Source organism: Telluria sp. AZSoR62 (assembly GCF_058111565.1).
In genome coordinates this window covers 396,144-418,578 of the sequence record NZ_JBYTST010000001.1, presented here as the reverse complement: position 1 = coordinate 418,578, position 22,435 = coordinate 396,144, and the positions used below count along the sequence as shown (strand labels likewise).

The following is a 22,435-nucleotide window of genomic DNA, read 5'->3' as shown; positions in this document are numbered from 1 at the left end:
GTGTTGTTGTTCCATGCCGATGACTTCCCCACAGCCCACCGACCTGCCCGAACTCGCCCGCGCCATCAAGGGGTGGGGGCGTGAGCTCGGCTTTGCCGACGTGCGCATCGCCGACGTCGACCTGGCGCATGCCGAAGCCGGGCTGCAGGCCTGGCTGGACGCGGGCTGCCATGGCGAGATGGATTATATGGCAAGCCACGGCATGAAGCGTGCGCGTCCCGGCGAATTGGTGCCGGGCACGGTGCGCGCCATCGTGGCGCGCATGGATTATTTGCCGATGAGCCGTGGGGGCGACTGGCGCGCCGAGGAAGGCGCGCGCCAGCGCGAACCGGGCGCCGCCGTGGTCTCGGTCTACGCCCGGGGCCGCGACTACCACAAGGTGCTGCGCAACCGCCTGCAGGCCCTGGCCGAACGCGTGAAAGCCGCCGTGGGCGAGCTGGGCTACCGGGTCTTCACCGACTCGGCGCCGGTGATGGAATTGCCGCTGGCGGAAAAATCCGGCCTCGGCTGGCGCGGCAAGCACACCCTGCTGCTGTCGCGCGCGGCCGGTTCGACCTTTTTTATCGGCGAGATTCTGGTGGACATTCCCCTGCCGGTCGACCCGCCCACGGGCGCGCACTGCGGCGGCTGCCAGGCCTGCATCGAGGTCTGCCCGACCCAGGCCATCCTCGGCCCCGGCCGGCTCGATGCGCGGCGCTGCATTTCCTATCTCACGATCGAACTCAAGGGCAGCATCCCGGAAGAATTCCGCCCGCTGATCGGCAACCGCATCTATGGCTGCGACGATTGCCAGCTGGTTTGTCCGTGGAACAAGTTTGCGCAGCGCGCGTCGCTCCCGGATTTCGACGAGCGCCACGGCCTGGGCGCATCCAGCCTGGTCGCCCTGTTCGCCTGGGAAGAAGGAGAATTCAACCGCCGCATGGAAGGCAGCCCGATCCGCCGCATCGGCCACGAGCGCTGGCTGCGCAACCTGGCGGTGGGACTGGGCAATGCAGCGGCACATCCCGCCGGCAAGGGCGACGCAAGCATCGTGACCGCGCTGCAGTCACGGGCCGATCATCCATCCGAACTGGTGCGCGAGCACGTCGGCTGGGCGCTGGCCCGCCACGCCCTATAACTCGATGCGCTTCAGGCGCAGGGCCGACCAGTCGAGGTCGATGGAAATCATCGCCACGCCGGTGATGCCGTTTTCCTTGGCATAGGCATTGATCGAATCGCGGTTGATGTCGGTAGCCTTGGAGGCGGTCTGCTTGAGATAGGCAATCCACAGCGAGCCTTTTTCGCCGAGGCGTTCCTTGGCGGCGGGCAGGTGCTGTTCGAGTTCCTTGCGGTTCAGCGCGAACAGCAGGATCACGTCGAAAGGGCCGTCGCCTTCCTTGATGAGTTCGGCGGGCAGCTGGGCCACCACGGTGGGGTGGACCTGGCCGTTGATGACCTGGATCGACTTCACCGTCTTCAAAAACATCTTGTCTGCAACTGTCTTTTCGCTCATGAATATCCCTCGTGCAAGTGCGCTGCTGCAGGTGAGGCTGCAACGCGTTCCGCTGCATTTTACAAGGCTTCGTTCAACTAGCCGGGACGCTTGGGAGGCGTTTGCAGGAGGGAAATAAGCCGCCTTATTTCAGCAGGCCTGCCAGCTCCACCGCCGTCTTGACCTGCATCTTGTCGAAGATATGCGCCCGGTGCACTTCGACCGTGCGCATGCTGATGCCGAGCTTGTCGGCCACGACCTTGTTCATCATGCCGGCCAGGATCAGGTCGAGCACTTCGCGCTCGCGCGCCGACAGCGTGGCCAGCCGCGCCTGCACCAGGGCGGCGGCGGCCGCCTTGCGCGAGGACGCCATGGCTTCTTCGACCCGGTCCATCAGCACGTTGTCGTTGAAGGGTTTTTCGAAGAAATCGAAGGCGCCGCGCTTGAGCGAATCGACCGCCATCGGCACGTCGCCGTGGCCGGTCAGGAAGATCACCGGCAGGCGCGCGACCAGGCCATCTTTTGCCAACTGGTCGAATACCGCGATGCCGTTCATGCCCGGCATGCGCACGTCGAGCAGCACGCAGTCGCCCTCCACGCTGGACGCCTTGGCGGCCTCGAGGAATTCCTCGCCGCTGGCATAGCCGCGCGACGGCAGGCCGCGCGATTGCGCCAGCCAGGCCAGGGCGTCGCGAATGACGTCTTCGTCGTCGACGATGTGCAGCATGTGGTGTCTCCAGGTCGGGCTGGGCCCGTTCTTTTGTGATGGCGGCAAGAACGCCGCAGGCCGATTTTAGCCCACCGCCCCGCCCGCCGCTTGCGCCGGCAATGCAAAGCTGAAGATGGTGCCGCCGCCCGGGTTCGGCGCATGGGTGAGCGTCCCGCCGTGGAACTCGATTGCGGTGCGGCAGATCGACAGGCCCATGCCCATGCCTTCGGCCTTGGTCGAATAGAAGGGCGAGAACAGGCCGGCCGCCACTTCCGGCGCGATGCCGTGGCCGCGGTCGATCACCGACACCGATACCCGGCCCTCATGCTGGCTGGCGGCGATGCGCAGCACGCGCTGGTCCGCGCGCGTGTCCTGCATCGCCTCGATCGCATTGCGGGTCAGGTTCAGCAGCACCTGTTCCAGCAGCACGCGGTCGGCCAGCACCGGCGGCAGCGCCGGCGCTTGTTCGATTCTCAGCACGACATCGGCCTGGCGCGCCTGGAGTTCGACCAGCGCATGCACGCCCTCGATCACGCTGCGGATCGTCACCAGCTCGCGCCGCGGTTCGCGCTTCTTGACGAATTCGTGCACGCTGCGGATGATCTGGCCGGCGCGCTGGGCCTGCTGGCGGGCCTGGTCCAGCGCATGCCGGAGCATGCCGGGATTGACCGGCTCGCCCGAACCCGTACTACGCTCGAGAACGTTGATCGCGCCGGCCGTATAGCTGGAAATGGCCGCCAGCGGCTGGTTCAGCTCGTGCGCCAGCATCGACGAGATCTCGCCCATGGTGGCCAGGCGCGCGCTGGCCTCGAGCTTTTCCTGCTGCTGGCGGTTGAGTTCTTCGGCGCGCTTGCGGTCGGTGATGTCGAGCACCGAGCTCATCCATCCGGATTGGCGGCCGTCGGCATCCACCAGCGGCGCCTCGAACACCAGCACCGGTACCCGCACGCCGTCGGGACGCTGGAACACGGTCTCGAACTGGGGCGTGATGTTCCCCGCCAGCACCCCGCGGAAACGCTCTTCGTAGTCGGCCATGACTTCCGGCGCCCAGTAGGCCATGGGCGGCTTCTTGCCGACCAGTTCTTCCTGCGGCAGGCCGACGATCTCGCAGAAGGCCCGGTTGACATAGGTGACGCGCCCCTCCAGGTCGCGTGCGCGCAGGCCGGTGATCAGGGAGTTTTCCATCGCGGTGCGGAAGGCCATCTGCTGGCGCAGCGCGGCTTCGGCCGCCAGTGTGCGCGAGATGTGGCGCCACAGCGCGCCCAGGCTCAGTACCAGGCCCAGCGCCAGCACGATCACCGAGCCGACCAGCAGGTTCGGCAGCAGCTTGGGCGCGCCTTTCACGCTATTGGTGTAGAGCACCACCAGCGCGCCCGGCAGGTCGAGCTCGCGCCGGTGCGTATAGATGCCGCGTCCCGGGCCGCCGGCCACGCGCCGCGCCACGCTGCGGTCTTCGCGGTCGAGCAGGCTCAAGGCATTGTCCTGGGCGAACCACCAGGGCACGGTTTCGTCGAGCAGCACCTGCAGGCTGTAGGTGGCGACCAGGCTGCCGGCCGGCTGGCCGCCCGCATACAAGGGCAGGTAGAAGTCGAGCACGCCGGACGAGGCGGCAGTCGCGCCATACGGTTCGCTGTAGCGGGGGCGGCCGGTGGCGCCGGCCACCTCGGCGGCCAGGCGGGTGGGGGCGGGCAAGGCCGCGGGCGGCTCGAGGCCATGGCTGGCTACTACCATGCCGTCCGGGCCGTACCAGACGATGCGCACCAGCTCGTGACCGTTGTCGAACATCTGCTTGAAGCGCGCCTGCAAGTCAGCCGGGGCGGGCGGGCGGCTGACGAGGTCGGCGCCGAGCCCGGTCATCGCCTCTTCGCTGCGCGCCAGTTCGAAGCGCAGGGTCTGCTCGACCCACAGCGTGTCCGCGATCAGTTGCTCCTGGCGCTCGGTGGCTTCCATCTCGCGCGCCTGCCAGGGCAGCCAGATCAGCACGGCCAGGAACAGCAGCACCAGCAGCACCGGCACCAGCCAGCGCCAGGAACGCACGCGCTCGGTGGCGGGCGCGGGGGGCGGCGGCGGGAACGGGGCTTGTGCCGGCGCTTTAGCCTGCGGGAATGTCTTCAAGGGCGTCGTACTCCGTTACACTGTCGGCGGTTGTGGAAGTCCACGATGCGGCCCGGGCCGCAGCCGCGCAGACTGCATCCATGCTCATATCGTCACCAGGAAGAACCGAAACCGCCATGCAGATTATTCACTTGGCTGCCGTGCTGCTTGCCGCCCTGCTTGCCTGCGTCAGCCCGGGCGCCCGGGCCCAGGCGCCGATCGTCATCAAGTTCAGCCACGTGGTCGCGCCCGATACCCCGAAGGGGCGGGCCGCCGAGCGCTTCAAGGCGCTGGCCGAGCAGCGCACCAAGGGGCGGGTGAAAGTCCAAGTCTACCCGAACAGCCAGCTGTACAGGGACCGCGAGGAGCTCGAAGCCCTGCAGCTGGGCGCGGTGCAGATGCTGGCGCCCTCGCTGGCCAAGTTCTCGCCGCTGGGCGTGAAGGAATTCGAAGCCTTCGACCTGCCGTATATCTTCCCCTCCAAGAAGGCGCTGTACGCGGTGCTGGAAGGGCGCATCGGCCGCAACCTGCTGCGCAAGCTCGAACCGAAAGGCATCACCGGCCTGGGCTATTGGGACAATGGCTTCAAGGTCATGTCGGCCGACAAGCCGTTGCTGGAACCCCGGGACTTCCACGGCCTGCGCATGCGCATCCAGGCCTCGAAAGTGCTGGACGCCCAGATGCGCGCCCTCGGCGCCCAGCCGCTGGCGCTGGCCTTTTCGGAAACCACCCCGGCGCTGCGCGACGGCGTGGTGGACGGCACCGAGAACACGCCCTCGAACATGTACACCCAGCGCATGCACGAGTCGCAGGCCCACCTGACGGTGTCGAACCACGGCTACCTGGGCTACGCGGTCATCGTCAACAAGAAGTTCTGGGACGGCTTGCCGCGCGAAATCCGCTCCACCCTGGAGCAGGCCATGGTCGACGCCACCGCCTACGAGAAAACCATCGCCCAGCGCACCAACGACGAGGCCCTGGAATCCATCCGGCGCTCGGGCAAGACCACGATCCACACGCTTACCCCGGCCCAGCAGGCCGCGTGGCGCCGCGCGCTGGCGCCGGTGTACACGCAGATGAAAGGGCGGATCGGGGAGGATATCGTCGAGGCGATCCAGGGCGAGGTCGCACGCTAGGACACGCCAGCATGACAGCTGCATGACACGCCCGGAGCGAATGCGCATGCAGATTCTTCATAAGTAAAATAATTAAAGTAATGTGGCCAAAAAGATACGCTCGGGTAGAAAGCTTGCGTTATGATGGGGCCTGCTCGCACTGCCATGGTGCGTAAGCGTACAGAACACGACAGGTTTTGGGGAGCAAAACATAACATCACGGTGATGCATGCCGGAGACAATTGAGGAGACACACGTTTTACAGAAGCCGTTAGCACTGCTAAACGGCCGGAAACGTGATCCGAATTGGAGCGCACCTCAGGTGCGCTTTTTTTTCGCCTGTCGCCCCTGCCTGCCGTGGCAAAAGGGGTGGCCGCGCCGCAATCCTGCGGTTAAGATGCGAAGATGAAAACAGACCAGGCAAGCACCTTGTTCAACGCCATCGTACCGGCGGAGTTCGGCGCGATCGGGATCCGCACCCAGGACGGCCGCGTGCGCGAACTGGTCTACCTCCAGCCTTCGTTCGAAGAAAAAGCCGCCGACAACGAGGTCGCCGCCCAGGCCGCCGCCCAGGTAGCGCATTACCTGGCTGACCCCGACTTTCGCTTCGAGCTGCCGCTGTTCGAGGCCGGCACCGACTTCCAGCGCCGGGTCTGGGGCGAGATTTCCGCCATCCCGCGCGGCAACGTCAAGACCTATGGCCAGGTCGCGAAGCTGATCGGCTCGGCGCCGCGCGCCGTGGGCCAGGCTTGCGGCGCCAACTGGTTTCCCCTGATCATTCCCTGCCACCGCGTCACGGCATCCGGCGGCCTGGGCGGCTTCTCGAACCAGGACGACGAAAACGGCTTTCATTTGTCGGTCAAGCGCTGGCTGCTGCGGCACGAAGGCGCCACCGCTTCCCCATGGCAGCAGCAATCGATCTGGGACTGATCGACGAATTCTGCGACACCCTCTGGCTGGAACAGGGGCTGGCCAGGAATTCGCTCGACGCCTACCGGCGCGACCTGAAGCTGTTTGCCGGCTGGCTCGAGGCCAAGCGGCCGGCGCGCGCCAGCCTGCTGGCCGTGCAGCCGGACGACATCGCCGCCTATTTCGCCGAGCGCCACGCCGACACCCTGCCCAGTTCCGCCAACCGCCGCCTGTCGGTGCTCAAGCGCTTCTATGGGCTGGCCTTGCGCCGCAACCAGGTGTCCATCGATCCCTGCCTGCAGATGGCCTCGGCCAAGCAGCCGCTGCGCTTCGTCCATACCCTGAGCGAGTCCCAGGTCGAGGCGCTGCTGGCCGCGCCCGACGTGGCCACGCCGCTGGGCCTGCGCGAGCGCACGATGCTCGAGCTGATGTATGCGAGCGGGCTGCGGGTGTCGGAACTGGTGGCCCTGAAACTGGTCGAAGTCAGCCTGAACGATGGCGTGCTGCGCGTGACGGGGAAGGGCAGCAAGACGCGCCTGGTGCCTTTTGGCGAGGAAGCGCGCAGCTGGCTGGAGCGCTACCTGAAGGATGGGCGCGGTATCATCCTCAATGGCCAGGTCGACGATGCGCTGTTCGTTACCGGCCGCGGCGGGCCGATGACGCGCCAGATGTTCTGGATCCTGATCAAGAAGCACGCCCTCAAGGCCGGGATCAAGGGGCCGCTGTCGCCCCACACGCTGCGCCATGCGTTCGCTACCCATTTGCTGAACCACGGCGCCGACCTGCGGGTAGTGCAGCTGCTGCTGGGACACGCCGATATTTCGACCACACAGATCTATACGCATGTTGCGCGCGAGCGCCTCAAGCACCTGCATGCCCAGCATCATCCAAGGGGTTAAATTAAGCCGGGATGGGCCGGCTAGTCCATAATGCTCCTGGCACGGTTACACGACCACCTTCATTCACGGCAACGAGGACAACATGGCAAAGACAAATTTCGGGTACGAAAAACGGCAGCGGGAACTCGAGAAAAAGCGCAAGGCCGAAGAAAAGGCCCGGCGCAAGCAGGAAGCCAAGCGTGACGAGCCGAACGGTGGCGGCGACGCATCCGAGGCTGGCTCGGACAGCGCCGCGGATGCCCCCGAAGGGGAATCCGCCGAGCCGGTGTCGCACGACGCCAGCTGAATGGTTTCGCGCTCGGGCTCCGTCTTGGAGGCAAGATGGAGCTCCTTGCGCACACTGGAAATATAAGCAAGCAATCGACACGCTTCCATCGCCATGCGACGGGCCGCCGGCCGGCGGGTCTGGAACGCAGAAAAGCGCGATGAAGTGAAGGCATGACCATGCGTTTGCGCCTACGCAAACAGCATGCGCAAAGAGCGGGGAAGATGGGGAGGCTGCCATGGACATTATGGCTTTTTCCGCATGCAAAAGGATCTTTCCCGTGAGCGAGCAAAAACAGGATCGGCCCGCCGGCGACGGCCAGGCCGGTAGCGCTCATCCGGGACGCGAAGACGGAGCGCATCTTCCTCCGTTCCGCGCCATTCCGGCCCCAGCTGGCGCAGTTCACCTGCGCAGCCCGGACGTTCCCGGGCCGCTGCTTCCGGACGGGCCGCCAGACGGCTTCGACGTCGATGTCGACGGTCCGGGCCGCGAAGCGCTCGACTGGCTCTACCGTTTCGTCACCGCGATCGAGCTGGCGCCGGCCGTCGCCGTGCATTCGGTCGATGCCGCCGGCATCGTCCGCTTCTGGAACCATGCCTGTGCGCAGCTGCTCGGCATTCCTGCCAGCCAGGCGTTGGGCCGGCCTTTTCGCGACATCGTCACCCACCTCGACCGCCAGGCCGAATTCGACCAACTCATCGCCGGCATCTGGCGCGACGGCATCGCACCGGCACCGCGCGACTGGCAGGTCCAGACCGCTGCCGGGCGGCGCCTGTGGCTGCATTCGAACCATTTCCCTGTCAAGCGCGACGGCGCCGCCCAGCAGGTGTTCTGCATGGAAGTCGACATCACGGCGCGCAAGCAGGCCGAGGACAGCCTGGTGCAGGCCGCACGCGTGTTCCAGAACGCGCACGAGGCGATGATCGTGATGGATGCCGAGTACCGCGTGCAGATGGTCAACGCGGCCTTCACGGCGATCACCGGCTTCGATGCAGCCGACATCGTCGGCTCGACCCTGGCCAGCCTGCCCTGGGGCGATGGCGAAGCCGGCTTCTACGAACGCATCTGGTCCCAGCTCGACGGTGACGACCGCTGGCAGGGCGACATGCCGGCGGTGCGCAAGAGCGGCGAGCGCTACACGGCCTGGGTGGCCTTGAGCACCATCCGCGACCCGCACGGCCAGGCCAGCAGCTACATGGCCATGCTGTCCGATATCACCGAGCGCAAGCGGGTCGAAGAGCAGGTGCGGCACCAGGCCGAGCACGATCCGCTTACCGGCCTGCCGAACCGCACCTTGTTCCTCGACCGCATTCACCAGTCGCTGGCCACCTGGCGCCGCCAGCGCGACAGCTTCGCCGTGCTCTTCCTCGATCTCGACCGCTTCAAGTCCATCAACGACAACAACGGCCACCAGGTCGGCGACGCCGTGCTGCGCGAGGTCGCCGCGCGCCTGCGCGGCTGCGTGCGCCGGGTCGATACCATCAGCCGCCTCGGCGGCGACGAGTTCGTGGTGCTGCTGGCCGATATCGGCGGTCCCGACCAGGCCGCGCATGTCGCCTCCACCGTCATGCACGCGATTTCCCATCCGATCGAAGTGGATGGACAGGAGCTCGGACTGTCGGTGTCGATCGGCATCGCGGTCTGCCCCACCGATGGCCAGGACGTCGATACCTTGATGCACCATGCCGATGTCGCCATGTACCATGCCAAGCAAAATGGCCGCAACAGCTTCCGCTTCTTCAGCCCCGAAATGAACGCACGCGTGGTCGAGCGCGGCGAACTCGAACAGCGCCTGCGCCAGGCCCTCGCGCGCGATGAATTCCTGCTCGAATACCAGCCCGGGCTCGACGTGGGCACTGGCCGCGTGATCGGGGTCGAGGCCCTGATCCGCTGGCGCCACCCGCAGCGCGGCCTGCTGCTGCCGCACGAATTCCTGCCGGTGGCCGAGGAATGCGGCCTGATCGTGCCGATCGGCGACTGGGTGCTGCGCGAAGCCTGCCGCCAGGTGCGCGGCTGGCGCGACGAAGGGCATGACGTGTCGGTGGCGGTCAATTTGTCCGACGGCCAGTTCCTGCACGAGGAATTGTTCGAGTCCGTCGACGCCGCGCTGAACCAGTCCGGCCTGGACCCGGCCTTCCTGCACCTGGAAATCGGCGAGGGTGCGCTGATGCAGGGCGACGGCTGCCTGGACGGCACCGTGGCCGCACTGCGCGCGCGCGGCGTGCAGCTGGCCGTGGACCGCTTCGGCACCGGCGTGGCCAGCCTGTCTTCGCTGCGGCGCTTCCCCCTGTCCAAGCTGAAGATCGACCGCAGCTTCGTGAACGACATCGAGCACGACCCGGACGACGCGGCCATGATCCCTGCGATCATCGCGGTGGCGCGCAGCCTGCGGCTCAAGGTGGTGGCCGAGGGCGTGGAGACGGAGGAGCAGCTGCGCTTCCTGCGCCAGCACGGGTGCGACGAGTACCAGGGGTTTTATGCGGCGGGGGCCAGCACCCGGCCGGATTTCACTACACGGTCAAGTTGACTGCTCGGGTTTCACCGCGCGTCGAATCGCGCCGCCCACCCTACGGGCCAGCGGCATTATCGATAGCGCGGCTACTACGGGCTGGCACCCCGCTAATCCAGCCCACCATGAAACTGCCCATCCTGCGGATACAGCAGCACGCGCGCCAGCACCTGCCCATGGTCCGACGCCTGCGGCAGCGGCAGGGTCAGGTGATCGTTGAGGTAGACCACGTCGATCACCTCGCCGATCCCGTTCGGCACCAGGGGATTGAACTCGTGCGACACCAGGATATGGTCGATGGTCGAGTGCCGGCTTTCGTGCACGATCGAGAAGCCCACGTTGCGCTGGCCGTCCTGGTGGCGGTGCAGGCGCGCGGCGTCGAACATGCGTTCGGCCAGCGGCGAGCCTTCGCCCAGCACGATCTCGGTGGTCACCGAATCGGCCACGTCGTTGAAGTCGCCCAGCACCACGCGCGGGCGCTGCTTCTCGCGCGCCATGTCGGTGAGCAGCACGCGCAGGGCGGCGGCCTCGGTGCCGCGCCGGATCAGCGAGCGCAGGCAGGCCAGGGCGTACAGGTTCGGGTCTTCGCCGGTATCGCTGCTGCGGTAGTCGGGCCGGCGCGATTTCAGGTGCACCACCACGACGTCGACGATGACGCCCGGCGCCAGCTCGACCTCGGCATGGAGCGGGGCGCGCGTGAAGCGGTCGGGGTCGCGGCTGCCCGGCGGCATGGTGACGCTCTCCGGAAACAGCGACAGCGCGCGGCCTCTACTGGCCAGCGGCAGGCGCGAGACCAGGGCCACGCTCGGCGTCAGGCGCGGCGCTTCCGGGTCCGGGTCGAAGCCCAGGTGGACCGCCTCGCGGTAGCCGCGGGTGCGCGCCAGTACCTCGCGCAGGCAAGCCTGCGAAAAGATTTCCTGGAAGCCGATCACGTCGGCATTCAACAGGTCCAGTTGCTGTGCCGTCCAGTCCAGCTTGGCTTCGTAGAGCTCGGGGGTGCAGGGCTCGAGGTTGTCGTAGCAGCGTACCCCCGGCGGCGCCAGGTTGAAAGCATTGAAGGTGGCAAAGCGAATTTCTTGCTGCATAATAGAAACCCCTTATGTTCGTCTTTAGCGTACCACGCATGGCCAAGAAAGAGCACGTGTCTGAGACCCCTGCGACGCAGTTCCTGCGCAAGCAAGGCGTCGTCTTTACCGAACATCCCTACGACTACGAAGAACATGGCGGCACTGCCGTTTCTTCACGTGCATTAGGCGTGCCCGAGCACAACGTGGTGAAGACCCTGGTGATGCAGGACGAAGCGGCGCGGCCGCTGATCGTGCTGATGCATGGCGACTGCAAGGTCTCCACAAAGAACTTGGCGCGGGCGATTCCCTGCAAGTCGGTCGAGCCTTGCCGGCCCGAGGTGGCGCAGCGCCATTCTGGCTACCTGGTGGGCGGCACCTCGCCCTTCGGCATCCGCAAGGCCATGCCGGTGTATGTCGAGGAATCGGTGCTGGCGCTGGACAAGATCTACATCAACGGCGGGCGCCGCGGCTACCTGGTCGGGCTCGACCCCGCCGTCCTCACCGCGGTGCTGGGCGCACGCGCGGTGCAGTGCGCGCTGGCCGAGTGAGCCGGCAAGCGGGCTTCCAGGCAGCCCGGCCGATGGTGTATATTCCGTGCGCCCCACGGGACACCGCAGTCCCCGACCGACAACAACGACAAGAGACGAGATGACTACCCTGATTGCCACCATTGCCGCCTACCTGATCGGCTCGATTTCCTTCGCGGTCGTGATGAGCCGCGTATTCGGCCTGTCCGATCCGCGCACCTACGGTTCCAAGAACCCGGGCGCCACCAACGTGCTGCGCAGCGGTAACAAGAAGGCCGCCATCGCTACCCTGATCGGCGACGGCTTCAAGGGCTGGCTGGCGGTGTGGCTGGCGATCAAATACGGCCCGCAATACGGCCTGGACGACGCCGGCGTGGCGCTGGTGGCCATCGCCGTCTTCCTGGGCCACCTGTGGCCGGTGTTCTTCCGCTTCGTCGGCGGCAAGGGCGTGGCGACGGCGCTGGGTGTGCTGCTCGGCATTAACGTCTGGCTGGGCCTGGCGACGCTGGCGACCTGGCTGATCGTGGCCTATGCCTTCCGCTATTCCTCGCTGGCCGCGCTGGTGGCCTCGGTATTCGCGCCCTTCTACTATGGGCTGCTGTTCGGCGCCGACGAAATCCTGTTGGCGGTGGTGGCGATGAGCGCGCTGCTGCTGTACCGGCACAGCAAGAACATCGGCAACCTGATTGCAGGCAAGGAGTCGAAGATCGGCAGCAAGTCGGCGGGCGCCAAGAAGAACTGACGCCCGACCAAGTGCGCCACGCTGTGGCGCACATCGCGTTACCATACCGCCACCTGGCACTCCCCGTGCCGCAACAACCAGGAAAGGTGGCTTCATGACCAAGCAACTCAGGATCGATTTCGTATCGGACGTCTCGTGCCCGTGGTGCGCGATCGGTCTTAAATCGCTGGAGCAGGCGCTCGAGCGCGTCGATGGCGAGATTGCGGCCGACCTGCATTTCCAGCCCTTCGAGCTCAATCCGGACATGGGCCCGGACGGCCAGGACATCGTCGAGCACATCACCGAGAAATACGGCGCCACCGCCGAGCAGCAGGCAAAGAGCCGCGAGATGATTCGCCAGCGCGGCTCGGATGTCGGCTTCGTGTTCGAGATGGAGCGGCGCGGCCGCATCTACAATACCTTCGACGCGCACCGCCTGCTGGCCTGGGCCGAAACGACCGGCCGCCAGCGCGACCTGAAAATGGCGCTGTTCGAAGCCTATTTCACTCACTGCGAAGACCCGAGCAACCACGACGCGCTGCTGCGCGCCGTCGAACGCATCGGCATGGATGTGGAGACTGCGGCCCGCATCTTGCAATCAAGCGACTACGCCGACGAAGTGCGCGAGCGCGAGCAGTTCTTCCAGCGCGCCGGCATCCAGTCGGTGCCGGCCGTGATCATCAACCAGCGCCACCTGATCTCGGGCGGCCAGCCGCCGGAAGTATTCGAGCAGGCGCTGCGCGACATCGCCGCCAAGGCCGAAGGGGCGCCGGAAACTCCGGCGCAGGCCTAGGCCCTAGTTCAGGTCCAGCACGATCGGCTGGTGGTCCGAGGCCGCGGTTTCGGACTGCACTTCCATGGCCGCCACGCGCGGCGCCAGGTCGTCGGTGACGAAGAAATGGTCGTAGCATTCCGGCCGGTCCGGCCAGGGATAGCCGTGCAGGCCGGTGGTCGGCGCACGCGCGACCTTGCCGTTGGCGATGCGCCAGGCGTCGAGGAAGGGCGGGGCGCCGCCCTCGAAGGGCGCCAGCAGGGCCTGGTAGTCGTCGGCATCGGGCGCGAAGTTGAAGTCGCCGCACAGGATGCTCGATGCCGGGCGAAAGCCCAGCTGGTAAGGCGCGTCCAGGTTCGGGTCGGGCTGGAAGATGCGCGAGCGCGCGCTGGCTTCCAGGTGCAGCTCGCGGATGCGGTTCACCTGCGCCATGCGCTGCAGCGGCGAGTAGTACTCGAGGTGGGTCGTCATCAGGCGCAGCTTGCCGTTGGGCGCGTCGAGCACGGTCTCGATCAGGCCGCGCGGCATGCCGGCCGGATTGCCCGGATCGGCCGGCCAGGGCAGCAGGTGGCGGTGCACCTGCGAGATGCGGTATTTCGAGAGGATCAGGTTGCCGAACAGGCGGGGCGAGTTGTTCTTGTAGAGCTCGCTTGGGGCATGTTCCATCATGTGGTAGCCGCCGAAGGCGCCGCCGAGCTGCTTGAACTGGTTCGCGGTTGCGCCGCCATTGAGTTCCGGGTGGTTGGCCGCCACTTCCTGCAGGCAGACCACATCCGGATTCAGCCGCCGCAGGACGTCGATGATCGCATGAATCCGGATCCGCCCGTCCTTGCCACAGCCCCAATGAATGTTCCAGCTAACTACGCGCATCGCAAACCCTCCGTAAATCTTAACCGTCGGATATTGCCACCGTTTGGCGAGGGGCGGTCACACCGTAGGATCGATGTCAGGCTTGCAAGTTCAATATCGCGCGCACCAATCCGGTGCTGCGCGGCGGCCTGCTTCAGGCAGCTTCCAGCTCGTCCAGCGGCCAGCGCGGGCGCACGTTGAAGGCGTAGTCGCGCTGGGCCAGCGCCGGGTTGCGTTCCAGGCGCAGGGCGCCGGCAAAGGCGATCATGGCGCCGTTGTCGGTGCAAAATTCCAGTTCGGGGTAATACACCTTGAAGCGGCGCCGGGCGGCGGCCGCGTTGAGGGATTCGCGCAGCTGCTTGTTGGCGCCCACGCCGCCCGCAATCACCAGGCGGTTCAAGCCTGTGTGGCGCAGCGCGTTGACGCATTTCGCAGTGAGCACGTCCACGATCGCATCGACGAAGCCGCGCGCGATATTGGCCTTGTCCTGCTCGCAGATGTTTGCCACCACCTTTTCTTCGTGGTTCTTCACGACCGTGAGCACCGCGGTCTTCAGGCCCGAGAAGCTGAAATTGAAGTCTTTCGAATGCAGCATCGGGCGCGGCAGCGTGTAGGCGCTGGGGTCGCCGAATTCGGCCAGGCGCGAAATGGCCGGCCCGCCCGGATAGCCTAGTCCCAGCAGCTTGGCCGACTTGTCGAAGGCTTCGCCGGCGGCATCGTCCAGCGTCTCGCCCAGCAAGGTGTAGCGGCCCACGCCATCGACGCGCATCAACTGGGTGTGGCCGCCCGACACCAGCAGGGCCAGGAAAGGGAAGTCCGGACGCTCGCTGGCCAGCAGCGGCGAGAGCAGGTGGCCTTCCAGGTGGTGCACGCCGAGCACCGGCTTGTCGAGCGCCAGCGCCAGGCTGCAGGCCACCGAGGAGCCCACCAGCAGCGCCCCGGCCAGGCCCGGGCCCTGGGTATAGGCAATGGCGTCGATGGCCGACATCGGGATAGCGGCGCGTTTCAAGACCTCGTCCAGCAGCGGCAGGGCGCGGCGGATATGGTCGCGCGAGGCCAGTTCCGGCACCACGCCGCCATACTCTTCGTGCATGGCGACCTGCGAGTGCAGGGCATGGGACAGCAGCCCGCGCTCGGTGTCATACAGAGCCAGGCCGGTTTCATCGCAGGAGGATTCGACGCCGAGAACGATCATGGGGAGAATGGAGGTGAAGCGGAATCCGCCATTTTACCTTACGGGCGCTGCAGCAATTCCGCGTGCGCGCTGCGCAGCATCGCTTCGGTCTCTTCCCAGCCGATGCAGCCGTCGGTCACCGAACAGCCGTATTTGAGCTGCGACAGGTCTTCGGGAATGGCCTGCGCCCCGCTGACGATGTTCGACTCGATCATCACGCCCACCAGCGAGCGGTTGCCGTGCCTGATCTGCTGGATCACGTCCGACATGACCAGCGGCTGCAGCTCCGGCTTCTTGTAGCTGTTGGCGTGCGAACAATCCACCACCAGGTTGGCCGGCAGCCTGGCCTTGGCCAGGGCCTGCTCCGCGATCGCCACCGACACCGAATCGTAGTTCGGACGGCCGCCGCCGCCGCGCAGCACCACGTGGCCGTAGGCATTGCCGCTGGTGCGCACGATCGAAACCGTGCCCTGGCCATTGATGCCCAGGAAGGCGTGCGGGCTGGCCGAGGACTGCACCGCGTTCACCGCGATGCTGACGTCGCCATCGGTGCCGTTCTTGAAGCCGACCGGGGTCGACAGGCCGGACGACATCTCGCGGTGGGTCTGGGATTCGGTGGTGCGCGCCCCGATCGCGGTCCAGGCGATCAGATCGCCCAGGTATTGCGGCGAGATCGGGTCCAGCGCTTCGGTGGCGGTGGGCAGGCCCAGCTCGCAGACGTCGAGCAGGAAGCGGCGCGCGCGTTCCATGCCGACGTCGACGCGGAAGGAGTCGTCCATGAAGGGATCGTTGATATAGCCCTTCCAGCCGGTGGTGGTGCGCGGCTTCTCGAAATACACGCGCATGACCAGTACCATCGTGTCGGCCACCTCGGCTTGCAGGCTTTTCAGCCGGCGCGCATAGTCCAGGCCCGCTTCCGGATCGTGGATCGAGCAGGGACCGACCACCACGAACAGCCGCCCGTCCTTGCGGTCGAGGATATTGCGCAGCGTCTCGCGGCCGCCCATCACGGTAGCAAAGGCGCGGTCGGTCAAGGGCAGCGAGGCGTGCAGTTCGTTCGGCGTAGGCATCTGCGCGAACGAACTGACGTTGGTATTTTCAATGGCGGGCGTGTTGATCATGGTGCGTATGATTTCTGGAGGGAATATCCAGTGTAGACCGAAAATGCTGCACTTGCACACTGTGAGCGAGAAATCCGCCCGCCGCGCACCGCTACCCCTGGCCGTTGTATGCTCCACCATATGGACAAGACCACTGAACGATTTGCCGCGGCGCCCTTCATCAAGGAGATCGGCCGCGGCGTAAAAGGGGCGCGCAGCATGTCGCGCGAGGATGCGCGCGCCTTGTATGCGGCCATGCTCGAGCGCCGCGTCTCCGACCTGGAACTGGGCGCGATCCTGCTGGCCATGCGCATCAAGGGCGAGTCGGTCGAGGAGCTGGCCGGCTTCATGGATGCGGCCGAAGGCTCGTTCGCGCTGCTGCCGGCGCCCCCGGGCGAATTTGCCCCGGTGCTGATCCCCAGCTACAACGGCGCGCGCAAGCTGGCCAACCTGACCCCCCTGCTGGCGTTGCTGCTGGCGCGCGAGGGCGTTCCGACCCTGGTGCACGGCGTGCGCAGCGATCCGGGGCGCATCACCACGGCCGAGATCCTGGCGGAACTCGGCCTGGCCGAAGCGGGCTCGACCAGCGACATCCTCGACGCGGCGGCGGCCGGGCGCCCAGCCTTCATGCCGATCGAGCGCCTGGCGCCCGAGCTGGCCCACATGCTGGCGCTGAGACGCATCCTGGGCGTGCGCAACTCCACCCACACCCTGGTCAAGATCCTGCAGCCGTTTGCCTGCCCGGCGCTGCGGCTGGTGTCGTACACCCATCCGGAATACCTGGAAACCCTGGGGGCCTATTTCACCACTGCCGCGCCGCCCGAGCGCGGGGACGCCTTCCTGATGCGCGGCACCGAGGGCGAAACGGTGGCCAACCCGCACCGGGCCCAGCAGATCGACTGGTTCCACGGGGGAGCGCGCAGCCTGCTGGTCGAGCGCGATGCGCCGGCTGACGAGTTGGCCGAGGTGCCGGAGGCGCGCGACGCCGCCACCACCGCCGCCTGGATCGCCGCCGCCCTGCGCGGCGAGGTGCCGGTGCCGCGCCCGATCATGGCCCAGCTGGCGCAATGCCTGCAGGTTGCGCGCGCACTACGCCGCTGAGGCTGCGGACAGCGGCCTGTTAGTTTCGACAACAGGCCGTGTCCAAAGACGGCCTGTTGTCCATTGACTGACCCGTTAACGTTGGATCGCAACAACATTTGTGTTGCAAAAACATATGTTTATGCGTATAGGGTCCATGTTTTTCCGCGACACATAAAACCTACAAACTGTAGGGAATCTTCCATGAACTGAGCTTATATGCGGCCAATTTTTAGGTATCCGCAGGCCTGCACTTGTATAGACACCTATTCGATTAACAATTATTGATGAATTTGACAATATATTATTCGCCGTAAACTTCCAGAAACCGTGATTTAGCGCAGAAAGCCGTTATTATTTTCTTGCAACATAGCAAAACGATACCGAACAGCAACGTTTAATGTTTCTTGCATAGCAACGCTGTAAAGGTTCGTCAGAACAGTCCGGCGTAGAAATGCCGCTCCATCACATTGAAGGAAGACCAGAATGACCAAGCACGCCCGTTTCACCTCGACCCATCTGCCCCTGGCCGCGCTGGCGCTGGCAGTGGCCGTTGCCGCCGGCAGCGCCCATGCCGCCAGCACCACGGCAGCATCGACCAGCACCGTGGTCACCCCGATCAACATCACCCAGGCGGCCGACCTGGCCTTCGGCAGCTTCGCCGCCAGCGGCACCGCCGGCACCGTAACCGTCAGCCCGAACAATTCGCGCGGCGTGACCGGCGGCGTGACCGCCATGGGCGCAGGCAGCACCGCCGCCCAGTTCAACGTGACCGGCCAGGGTACCTCGACCTATTCGATCAACGTCATCGGCACCGCACTGACCTCGGGCGGCAACTCGATGGCCTTCACCCCGGTCACCGACCTGACCGCCAGCGCCATCACCACCGGCACCGTCACCAGCGGCGCCCTGACCGCCGGCGCCCAGACCATCTATGTCGGCGGCGTCCTGAGCGTCGGCATCAACCAGGCGCCAGGCAACTACGCCGGCACCATCACCGCCACCGTCGAGTACAACTGACGGCGGCAGGGCAGCGGCGCGGCCTCACCGATCCAGCATCATGCAGGTACGTCGCTACCCCGCATTCCTGGCCGCCGGCACTGTCGTGCTGGCGGCGCTCGGCCTGTCGTGCCAGCGCGAAGTCCAGGCCCAGCAAATCGTGCTCAGCACGGCGCGCGGCATGGATTTCGGGCGTTTCGTCGCCGCCACCGGCGGCACCGTCGTCCTCAGCCCGACGGGCGTGCGTTCCCGCACCGGGGGCGTGGTCCTGCTCAATTCTCCTTCGGCCGGACAGGCAAGCTTCAATGTCGGCAAGTCCAGCAATGGCGGCGGCGGCAAGGGCGTCATCATTTCCCTGCCTGCCAACGGCAGCGTTCGGCTCAGCAGCGGGGCCAACAGCATGGCGCTCAATGCCTTCGTCAGCAATCCGGCAACCCTGGTATCGGTGCCCAATGGCGGCACGACCCTGGCGGTCGGCGCCACCCTCAGCGTCGCGCCCAACCAGCCACCCGGCAATTACACCGGTTCGTTTCCTATCACAGTCAATTTTCAGTAGGACTACCCCATGTTTTTCGCATCCGCACATCTCGCCCGCCTGCGCCGGACGATGTCCCTTGTCCTTGCCGGCCTGGTGCTGGCGCCGTGCCTGCCTGCGCATGCCGAGCTGATGCTGCACCCGACCCGCCTGGTCTTCGACAAGAACACGCGTGCGGCCCAGATCGAACTGATCAACAACGGCAGCAAGCCCGCCAGCTACCGGATTTCGCTGGTGAACCGCCGCATGACCGAAGCCGGCCAGTTCGAGGCGGCCGACACCGCCATCGACGGCGAGCGTTTCGCCGACGCCATGCTGCGCTATTCGCCGCGCCAGGTCACCCTGCAGCCGGGCACGGCGCAGACGGTGCGCGTCATGCTGCGCAAACCTGCCGACCTGCTCGAGGGCGAATACCGCTCGCACCTGCTGTTCGACCGGCTTCCCGAGGTCGACGGCAATGCCAGCATCGAGAACCGCAATGCGCCAAGCCAGATCGGCGTGACGATCAACGCCATGGTCGGCGCCTCGGTGCCGGTGATCGTGCGCCATGGGAACGTCGCCGCCAGCGCCGGCCTGGCCGGGCTGGCCCTGCAGAAGGATGCCGCCAGGCGCCCGGTGCTGGTCCTGCGCCTGGAGCGCGAAGGCAGCAGTTCGCTCTACGGCGACCTGAACGTAAGCTTCACGCCACGCGGCGGCAAGCCGGTGAGCCTGGCCCAGGTGGGCGGCATCGCTGTCTACACGCCCAACCGCGTGCGCCAGGCCGCCGTGCCGCTGGAGGTGCCGGCCGGGGTAGCGCTGGCCGGCGGCAGCATCGACGTGAGCTACAGCGACCGTCCGGAAGCCGGCGGCAAGCTGCTGGCCCAGGCCCGGCTGAATGTGCCGTGAAGCCTGTTCATTCGTTTCTCTTGATTCCGCCTCAGCGCACAAGAGCTCCTCGGTTATTTTTTTGAGCAAGCCGCCAACGCGGTACGCGCGCATCCAGGCACCATGCAGGGTTTTCGAACGGGTTTTCTTGTTGCAGGATTGATGTTGCTGCCGGCGCTGGCGCCGGCGGCAGTGGCGGCGCCATCCCAGCAATCCGAGGCCAACCTCGTCCTGCTTGAAGTGCGGCTTGGCAACCAGCTGCTGTCCGACGCCGTGACCGGCTACGAGATCGGGCGCGAGGTCTTCCTGCCGCTGGGCGAACTGTCGCGCCTGCTGACCCTGGCGATCCGGGTCACGCCCGGCGAGGGCCGCGCCAGCGGCTTCATCCTCACCGAAAACCGCGGCTTCAGCCTGGACGTGCCCGGCCGCGTCATCGAGATCGCCGGGCGCCGCGAAGCACTCGACCGCTCGCAGTTCAAGCTGCAGCCCGACGAAATCTACGTGGCCGGCAGCCTGCTGCAACGCTGGCTGCCGGTCGACCTCGAGCTGGACATGCCGAGCCTGGCCCTGAAGGTGCGTCCGCGCGAGCAATTGCCCTTGCAGGCCAGGCTGGAGCGGCGCAAGCATGGCAGCCTGCCGGGCTCGCCGGGCGGCTATGCCGACCCGGGCTATCCGCGCCTGGCCACGCCTTACCGGCTGGCCGACGTTCCCTTCATCGACCAGACCATCGGGCTCTCCAGCAGCAAGATCAATGGCGGGCGGCGCCAGACCGAAGCGGCCTACACGGCCTACCTGACGACCGACCTGCTGGGCATGGAAGCGGCCCTGTATGCCAGCCGCAACCGGCAAGACCCGTCCGCCGGCCTGCGCCTGACCCTGGGGCGCAACGACCCGGACGCCGGCCTGCTCGGGCCACTGCATGCACGCACCGCGCTGTTCGGCAGCGTGCCGCTGCCCGGCGTGCCCAACATCTCGCCCAGCAGCGCGACCGGCGACGGCGTGCTGGTGAGCAACCGGCCGCTGAACCAGCCCACCAGTTTCGACCGCCACACGCTGCAGGGCGCGCTGCCGCCGGGCTGGGACGTCGAGCTGTTCTACAACGAGGCCCTGGTCGGCTTCCAGCAATCGCGCCCCGACGGGAAATACAGTTTCGAAGACATGCCGCTGGCCTACGGCCCCAACGAGTTCCGGCTGGTATTCCACGGCCCGCTGGGGCAGCTGCGCGTGGAGCGCCAGAGCTTCCTGCTGGAGCAGTCGGCGGTGCCGCGCGGCGCGCTCTATTACGACGTGGGCGCGCACCACGACAGCTTCGGGCGCAACCGCGCGCTGGCGCAATTCGAGTGGGGCATCAGCGAACGCTTCAATGCCCTGGGCGGCTGGCAGCGCGTGCCGCTGTTCGACGGCAGCGCGCGCAGCTATGCCAACCTGGGCCTGCGCGGCTACTGGAACAGTTTTATCGCCACTGCGGATGCGGCCCGGTCCGACGACGGCGGCACCCTGGCCCAGGTCGGCGTCAAGACCCGGCTGGGCAATGTCGCCGTCTCGGCCACCCATGCGCAGTTGAACAAGTTCAGCAGCGACTTCTTCAACCAGAGCGCCGACCCCGTGCGCACCCGCGACGAAGTGCGCGCCGAAGGCGTCGTCGCGCTCGGGACCACCGGGTTCTTCCCGCTGGCGCTGCAGGTGCGCCACGACCGCCTGGCATCCGGCCAGCGCAACGTCGACGTGCAGGGGCGGATCTCGGCCTACCGCGACGGCGTGGCGCTGACCAATACGCTGCGCTGGCAAAAGATCGGCAGCCATGAGCTGTCCGACGGCCTGTTCCAGGTCAGCCGCCGGGTGGCCGGCATCGGCCTGAGCGGGCAGTTGCAGTACACGCTCTCGCCCGAGACCGCGCTGGGCAGCGCCGCGGTGTCGGCCGACTATTACCTGAACGACGGCTACCTGCTGAACCTGGGCCTGGCGCGCATGTTCCAGACCCACGAGCTGCGCGCCACCGGCGCCCTGAACAAGAGCCTGGGCAGCTATGGGCTCGGCATCAACGGCTATTACTCCAGCCGCCGCGAGTACGGGCTCGGCCTGCAATTCTTCATGGCGATGGGGCTGGAACCACGCAGCCGCCGCCTCATGTTCGAGGCCCAGCCGATGGCCAACATGGGCGCGGCTTCGATCCGCGTCTTCCTCGACAAGGACCTCAACGGCGTCATGGACGGCAGCGACGAAGCCATTGCCAACGCCGGCTTCACCGTCAACGGCGCCAACTACGCCGCGCGCACCGACGCCGGCGGCCTTGCCTACCTGTCGCGCCTGCCCACCCACCAGAATACCGACATCAGCCTGGATCCGAACACGCTCGACGATCCGCAATGGCAGCCGCGGGTACCGGGCGTGCGCGTCGTCCCGCGTCCCGGCAAGGTGACCGAGGTCGAGTTTGCCGTCGGCATGACGGGGGAGGTCGACGGCACGACCTATCTGTACGCGAACGGCGCCCGCCGCGCCATCGGCGACCTGCGGCTCGAAGTGGTGGATGCTTCGCGCAAGGTGGTGGCCGCCATCAGCAGCGCGGCCGACGGCTATTTCGTCATCAGCGGCATCTTCCCCGGCGACTATTTCCTGCGGGTGTCGCCCGAGCAGCTCAAGCGCCTGGGGCTGACGGACACCGGCATGCACATGATCACGATCGGGAAGGATGGCACCGTGCTCAACGGCCGCGACCTGGACGTGCGCTCGCGCGACGAATCCTAGCCTCGACTGCCAGCCCTGCCTTCGCTTCGCC

General features: G+C 66.4%; 21 protein-coding genes. 14 read left to right on the top strand and 7 right to left on the bottom strand.

Annotation, left to right across the window (positions count from 1 at the left end):
- Positions 1–19: 19 nt before the first annotated feature.
- Positions 20–1,117, top strand: coding sequence for a tRNA epoxyqueuosine(34) reductase QueG (gene queG, locus AC3XQU_RS01820; RefSeq protein ID WP_489872417.1), 1,098 nt, complete (start codon positions 20–22; stop codon positions 1,115–1,117).
- On the opposite strand, the gene AC3XQU_RS01815 is transcribed toward queG, so the two are convergent.
- From AC3XQU_RS01815 to AC3XQU_RS01805, 3 genes are all read right to left on the bottom strand, one after another.
- Positions 1,112–1,492, bottom strand: a complete 381-nt coding sequence (locus AC3XQU_RS01815; protein WP_489872416.1) for a DUF3052 family protein — start codon at positions 1,490–1,492, stop codon at positions 1,112–1,114. The two genes, queG and AC3XQU_RS01815, sit on opposite strands and share 6 nt — an antisense overlap.
- A gap of 124 nt (positions 1,493–1,616) precedes the next feature.
- A complete protein-coding gene (locus AC3XQU_RS01810; RefSeq protein ID WP_489872415.1) occupies positions 1,617–2,198 on the bottom strand; it encodes a response regulator transcription factor in 582 nt (193 codons plus the stop codon).
- 66 nt (positions 2,199–2,264) lie between these two features.
- Positions 2,265–4,199: a two-component system sensor histidine kinase NtrB gene (locus tag AC3XQU_RS01805; protein WP_489872728.1), complete on the bottom strand. Its 1,935-nt coding sequence runs from the start codon at positions 4,197–4,199 to the stop codon at positions 2,265–2,267.
- Between the two features lie 212 nt (positions 4,200–4,411).
- Here AC3XQU_RS01805 and AC3XQU_RS01800 point away from each other — a divergent pair, with 212 nt between their 5' ends.
- The 5 genes from AC3XQU_RS01800 to AC3XQU_RS01780 all read left to right on the top strand — a co-directional run bounded on the left by AC3XQU_RS01800 (position 4,412) and on the right by AC3XQU_RS01780 (position 9,989).
- The gene (locus AC3XQU_RS01800) at positions 4,412–5,410 is read left to right on the top strand and encodes a TRAP transporter substrate-binding protein (protein ID WP_489872414.1); all 999 of its coding nucleotides are present in this window, start codon (positions 4,412–4,414) and stop codon (positions 5,408–5,410) included.
- Positions 5,411–5,794: 384 nt separating this feature from the next.
- Positions 5,795–6,319 carry a methylated-DNA--[protein]-cysteine S-methyltransferase gene (locus AC3XQU_RS01795; protein ID WP_489872413.1) on the top strand — a complete coding sequence of 175 codons (525 nt, stop codon included), beginning with the start codon at positions 5,795–5,797 and terminating at the stop codon, positions 6,317–6,319.
- Positions 6,292–7,197, top strand: coding sequence for a site-specific tyrosine recombinase XerD (xerD, locus tag AC3XQU_RS01790; protein ID WP_489872412.1), 906 nt, complete (start codon positions 6,292–6,294; stop codon positions 7,195–7,197). Before AC3XQU_RS01795 ends, xerD begins: the two co-directional genes overlap by 28 nt.
- 82 nt (positions 7,198–7,279) lie before the next feature.
- A complete protein-coding gene (locus tag AC3XQU_RS01785) occupies positions 7,280–7,483 on the top strand; it encodes a hypothetical protein (RefSeq protein WP_489872411.1) in 204 nt (67 codons plus the stop codon).
- A 259-nt stretch (positions 7,484–7,742) separates the two neighbouring features.
- On the top strand, positions 7,743–9,989 hold the full coding sequence (locus AC3XQU_RS01780) for a putative bifunctional diguanylate cyclase/phosphodiesterase (protein ID WP_489872410.1): 2,247 nt from the start codon (positions 7,743–7,745) through the stop codon (positions 9,987–9,989).
- A 92-nt stretch (positions 9,990–10,081) separates the two neighbouring features.
- On the opposite strand, the gene AC3XQU_RS01775 is transcribed toward AC3XQU_RS01780, so the two are convergent.
- The gene (locus AC3XQU_RS01775) at positions 10,082–11,056 is read right to left on the bottom strand and encodes an endonuclease/exonuclease/phosphatase family protein (RefSeq protein WP_489872409.1); all 975 of its coding nucleotides are present in this window, start codon (positions 11,054–11,056) and stop codon (positions 10,082–10,084) included.
- A 38-nt stretch (positions 11,057–11,094) separates the two neighbouring features.
- Between AC3XQU_RS01775 and AC3XQU_RS01770 the strand changes: the two genes are divergently transcribed.
- The 3 genes from AC3XQU_RS01770 to AC3XQU_RS01760 all read left to right on the top strand — a co-directional run bounded on the left by AC3XQU_RS01770 (position 11,095) and on the right by AC3XQU_RS01760 (position 13,079).
- Positions 11,095–11,586: an aminoacyl-tRNA deacylase gene (locus AC3XQU_RS01770; protein ID WP_489872727.1), complete on the top strand. Its 492-nt coding sequence runs from the start codon at positions 11,095–11,097 to the stop codon at positions 11,584–11,586.
- A 100-nt stretch (positions 11,587–11,686) separates the two neighbouring features.
- Positions 11,687–12,307 carry a glycerol-3-phosphate 1-O-acyltransferase PlsY gene (plsY, locus tag AC3XQU_RS01765; RefSeq protein ID WP_489872408.1) on the top strand — a complete coding sequence of 207 codons (621 nt, stop codon included), beginning with the start codon at positions 11,687–11,689 and terminating at the stop codon, positions 12,305–12,307.
- Positions 12,308–12,401: 94 nt separating this feature from the next.
- Positions 12,402–13,079 carry a DsbA family oxidoreductase gene (locus AC3XQU_RS01760; protein ID WP_489872407.1) on the top strand — a complete coding sequence of 226 codons (678 nt, stop codon included), beginning with the start codon at positions 12,402–12,404 and terminating at the stop codon, positions 13,077–13,079.
- 3 nt (positions 13,080–13,082) lie between these two features.
- Here AC3XQU_RS01760 and AC3XQU_RS01755 read toward each other — a convergent pair whose 3' ends face one another.
- From AC3XQU_RS01755 to AC3XQU_RS01745, 3 genes are all read right to left on the bottom strand, one after another.
- Positions 13,083–13,928 (bottom strand): endonuclease/exonuclease/phosphatase family protein, encoded by an 846-nt coding sequence (locus AC3XQU_RS01755; RefSeq protein WP_489872406.1) that lies wholly within the window; start codon positions 13,926–13,928, stop codon positions 13,083–13,085.
- Positions 13,929–14,061: 133 nt separating this feature from the next.
- On the bottom strand, positions 14,062–15,102 hold the full coding sequence (gene tsaD, locus AC3XQU_RS01750) for a tRNA (adenosine(37)-N6)-threonylcarbamoyltransferase complex transferase subunit TsaD (RefSeq protein WP_489872405.1): 1,041 nt from the start codon (positions 15,100–15,102) through the stop codon (positions 14,062–14,064).
- 38 nt (positions 15,103–15,140) lie between these two features.
- Positions 15,141–16,202, bottom strand: a complete 1,062-nt coding sequence (locus tag AC3XQU_RS01745) for a 3-deoxy-7-phosphoheptulonate synthase (RefSeq protein ID WP_489872404.1) — start codon at positions 16,200–16,202, stop codon at positions 15,141–15,143.
- A 120-nt stretch (positions 16,203–16,322) separates the two neighbouring features.
- Here AC3XQU_RS01745 and ybiB point away from each other — a divergent pair, with 120 nt between their 5' ends.
- The 5 genes from ybiB to AC3XQU_RS01720 all read left to right on the top strand — a co-directional run bounded on the left by ybiB (position 16,323) and on the right by AC3XQU_RS01720 (position 22,404).
- Positions 16,323–17,282 (top strand): DNA-binding protein YbiB, encoded by a 960-nt coding sequence (ybiB, locus tag AC3XQU_RS01740; protein WP_489872403.1) that lies wholly within the window; start codon positions 16,323–16,325, stop codon positions 17,280–17,282.
- 465 nt (positions 17,283–17,747) lie between these two features.
- Complete coding sequence (locus AC3XQU_RS01735; protein WP_489872402.1) at positions 17,748–18,281, top strand: DUF4402 domain-containing protein; 534 nt, start codon at positions 17,748–17,750, stop codon at positions 18,279–18,281.
- A 40-nt stretch (positions 18,282–18,321) separates the two neighbouring features.
- Positions 18,322–18,816, top strand: a complete 495-nt coding sequence (locus tag AC3XQU_RS01730; protein ID WP_489872401.1) for a DUF4402 domain-containing protein — start codon at positions 18,322–18,324, stop codon at positions 18,814–18,816.
- Between the two features lie 9 nt (positions 18,817–18,825).
- Positions 18,826–19,680, top strand: coding sequence for a fimbrial biogenesis chaperone (locus tag AC3XQU_RS01725; RefSeq protein WP_489872400.1), 855 nt, complete (start codon positions 18,826–18,828; stop codon positions 19,678–19,680).
- A 141-nt stretch (positions 19,681–19,821) separates the two neighbouring features.
- Complete coding sequence (locus AC3XQU_RS01720; protein ID WP_489872399.1) at positions 19,822–22,404, top strand: MSCRAMM family protein; 2,583 nt, start codon at positions 19,822–19,824, stop codon at positions 22,402–22,404.
- Positions 22,405–22,435: the final 31 nt, after the last annotated feature.

Coding starts and splice junctions, on each gene's coding strand:
- queG (WP_489872417.1), top strand. CDS start 20: ATGACTTCCCCACAGCCCACCGACCTGCCCGAACTCGCCCGCGCCATC.
- AC3XQU_RS01815 (WP_489872416.1), bottom strand. CDS start 1,492: ATGAGCGAAAAGACAGTTGCAGACAAGATGTTTTTGAAGACGGTGAAG.
- AC3XQU_RS01810 (WP_489872415.1), bottom strand. CDS start 2,198: ATGCTGCACATCGTCGACGACGAAGACGTCATTCGCGACGCCCTGGCC.
- AC3XQU_RS01800 (WP_489872414.1), top strand. CDS start 4,412: ATGCAGATTATTCACTTGGCTGCCGTGCTGCTTGCCGCCCTGCTTGCC.
- AC3XQU_RS01795 (WP_489872413.1), top strand. CDS start 5,795: ATGAAAACAGACCAGGCAAGCACCTTGTTCAACGCCATCGTACCGGCG.
- xerD (WP_489872412.1), top strand. CDS start 6,292: ATGGCAGCAGCAATCGATCTGGGACTGATCGACGAATTCTGCGACACC.
- AC3XQU_RS01785 (WP_489872411.1), top strand. CDS start 7,280: ATGGCAAAGACAAATTTCGGGTACGAAAAACGGCAGCGGGAACTCGAG.
- AC3XQU_RS01775 (WP_489872409.1), bottom strand. CDS start 11,056: ATGCAGCAAGAAATTCGCTTTGCCACCTTCAATGCTTTCAACCTGGCG.
- AC3XQU_RS01770 (WP_489872727.1), top strand. CDS start 11,095: ATGGCCAAGAAAGAGCACGTGTCTGAGACCCCTGCGACGCAGTTCCTG.
- plsY (WP_489872408.1), top strand. CDS start 11,687: ATGACTACCCTGATTGCCACCATTGCCGCCTACCTGATCGGCTCGATT.
- AC3XQU_RS01760 (WP_489872407.1), top strand. CDS start 12,402: ATGACCAAGCAACTCAGGATCGATTTCGTATCGGACGTCTCGTGCCCG.
- AC3XQU_RS01755 (WP_489872406.1), bottom strand. CDS start 13,928: ATGCGCGTAGTTAGCTGGAACATTCATTGGGGCTGTGGCAAGGACGGG.
- tsaD (WP_489872405.1), bottom strand. CDS start 15,102: ATGATCGTTCTCGGCGTCGAATCCTCCTGCGATGAAACCGGCCTGGCT.
- AC3XQU_RS01745 (WP_489872404.1), bottom strand. CDS start 16,202: ATGATCAACACGCCCGCCATTGAAAATACCAACGTCAGTTCGTTCGCG.
- ybiB (WP_489872403.1), top strand. CDS start 16,323: ATGGACAAGACCACTGAACGATTTGCCGCGGCGCCCTTCATCAAGGAG.
- AC3XQU_RS01735 (WP_489872402.1), top strand. CDS start 17,748: ATGACCAAGCACGCCCGTTTCACCTCGACCCATCTGCCCCTGGCCGCG.
- AC3XQU_RS01730 (WP_489872401.1), top strand. CDS start 18,322: ATGCAGGTACGTCGCTACCCCGCATTCCTGGCCGCCGGCACTGTCGTG.
- AC3XQU_RS01725 (WP_489872400.1), top strand. CDS start 18,826: ATGTTTTTCGCATCCGCACATCTCGCCCGCCTGCGCCGGACGATGTCC.
- AC3XQU_RS01720 (WP_489872399.1), top strand. CDS start 19,822: ATGTTGCTGCCGGCGCTGGCGCCGGCGGCAGTGGCGGCGCCATCCCAG.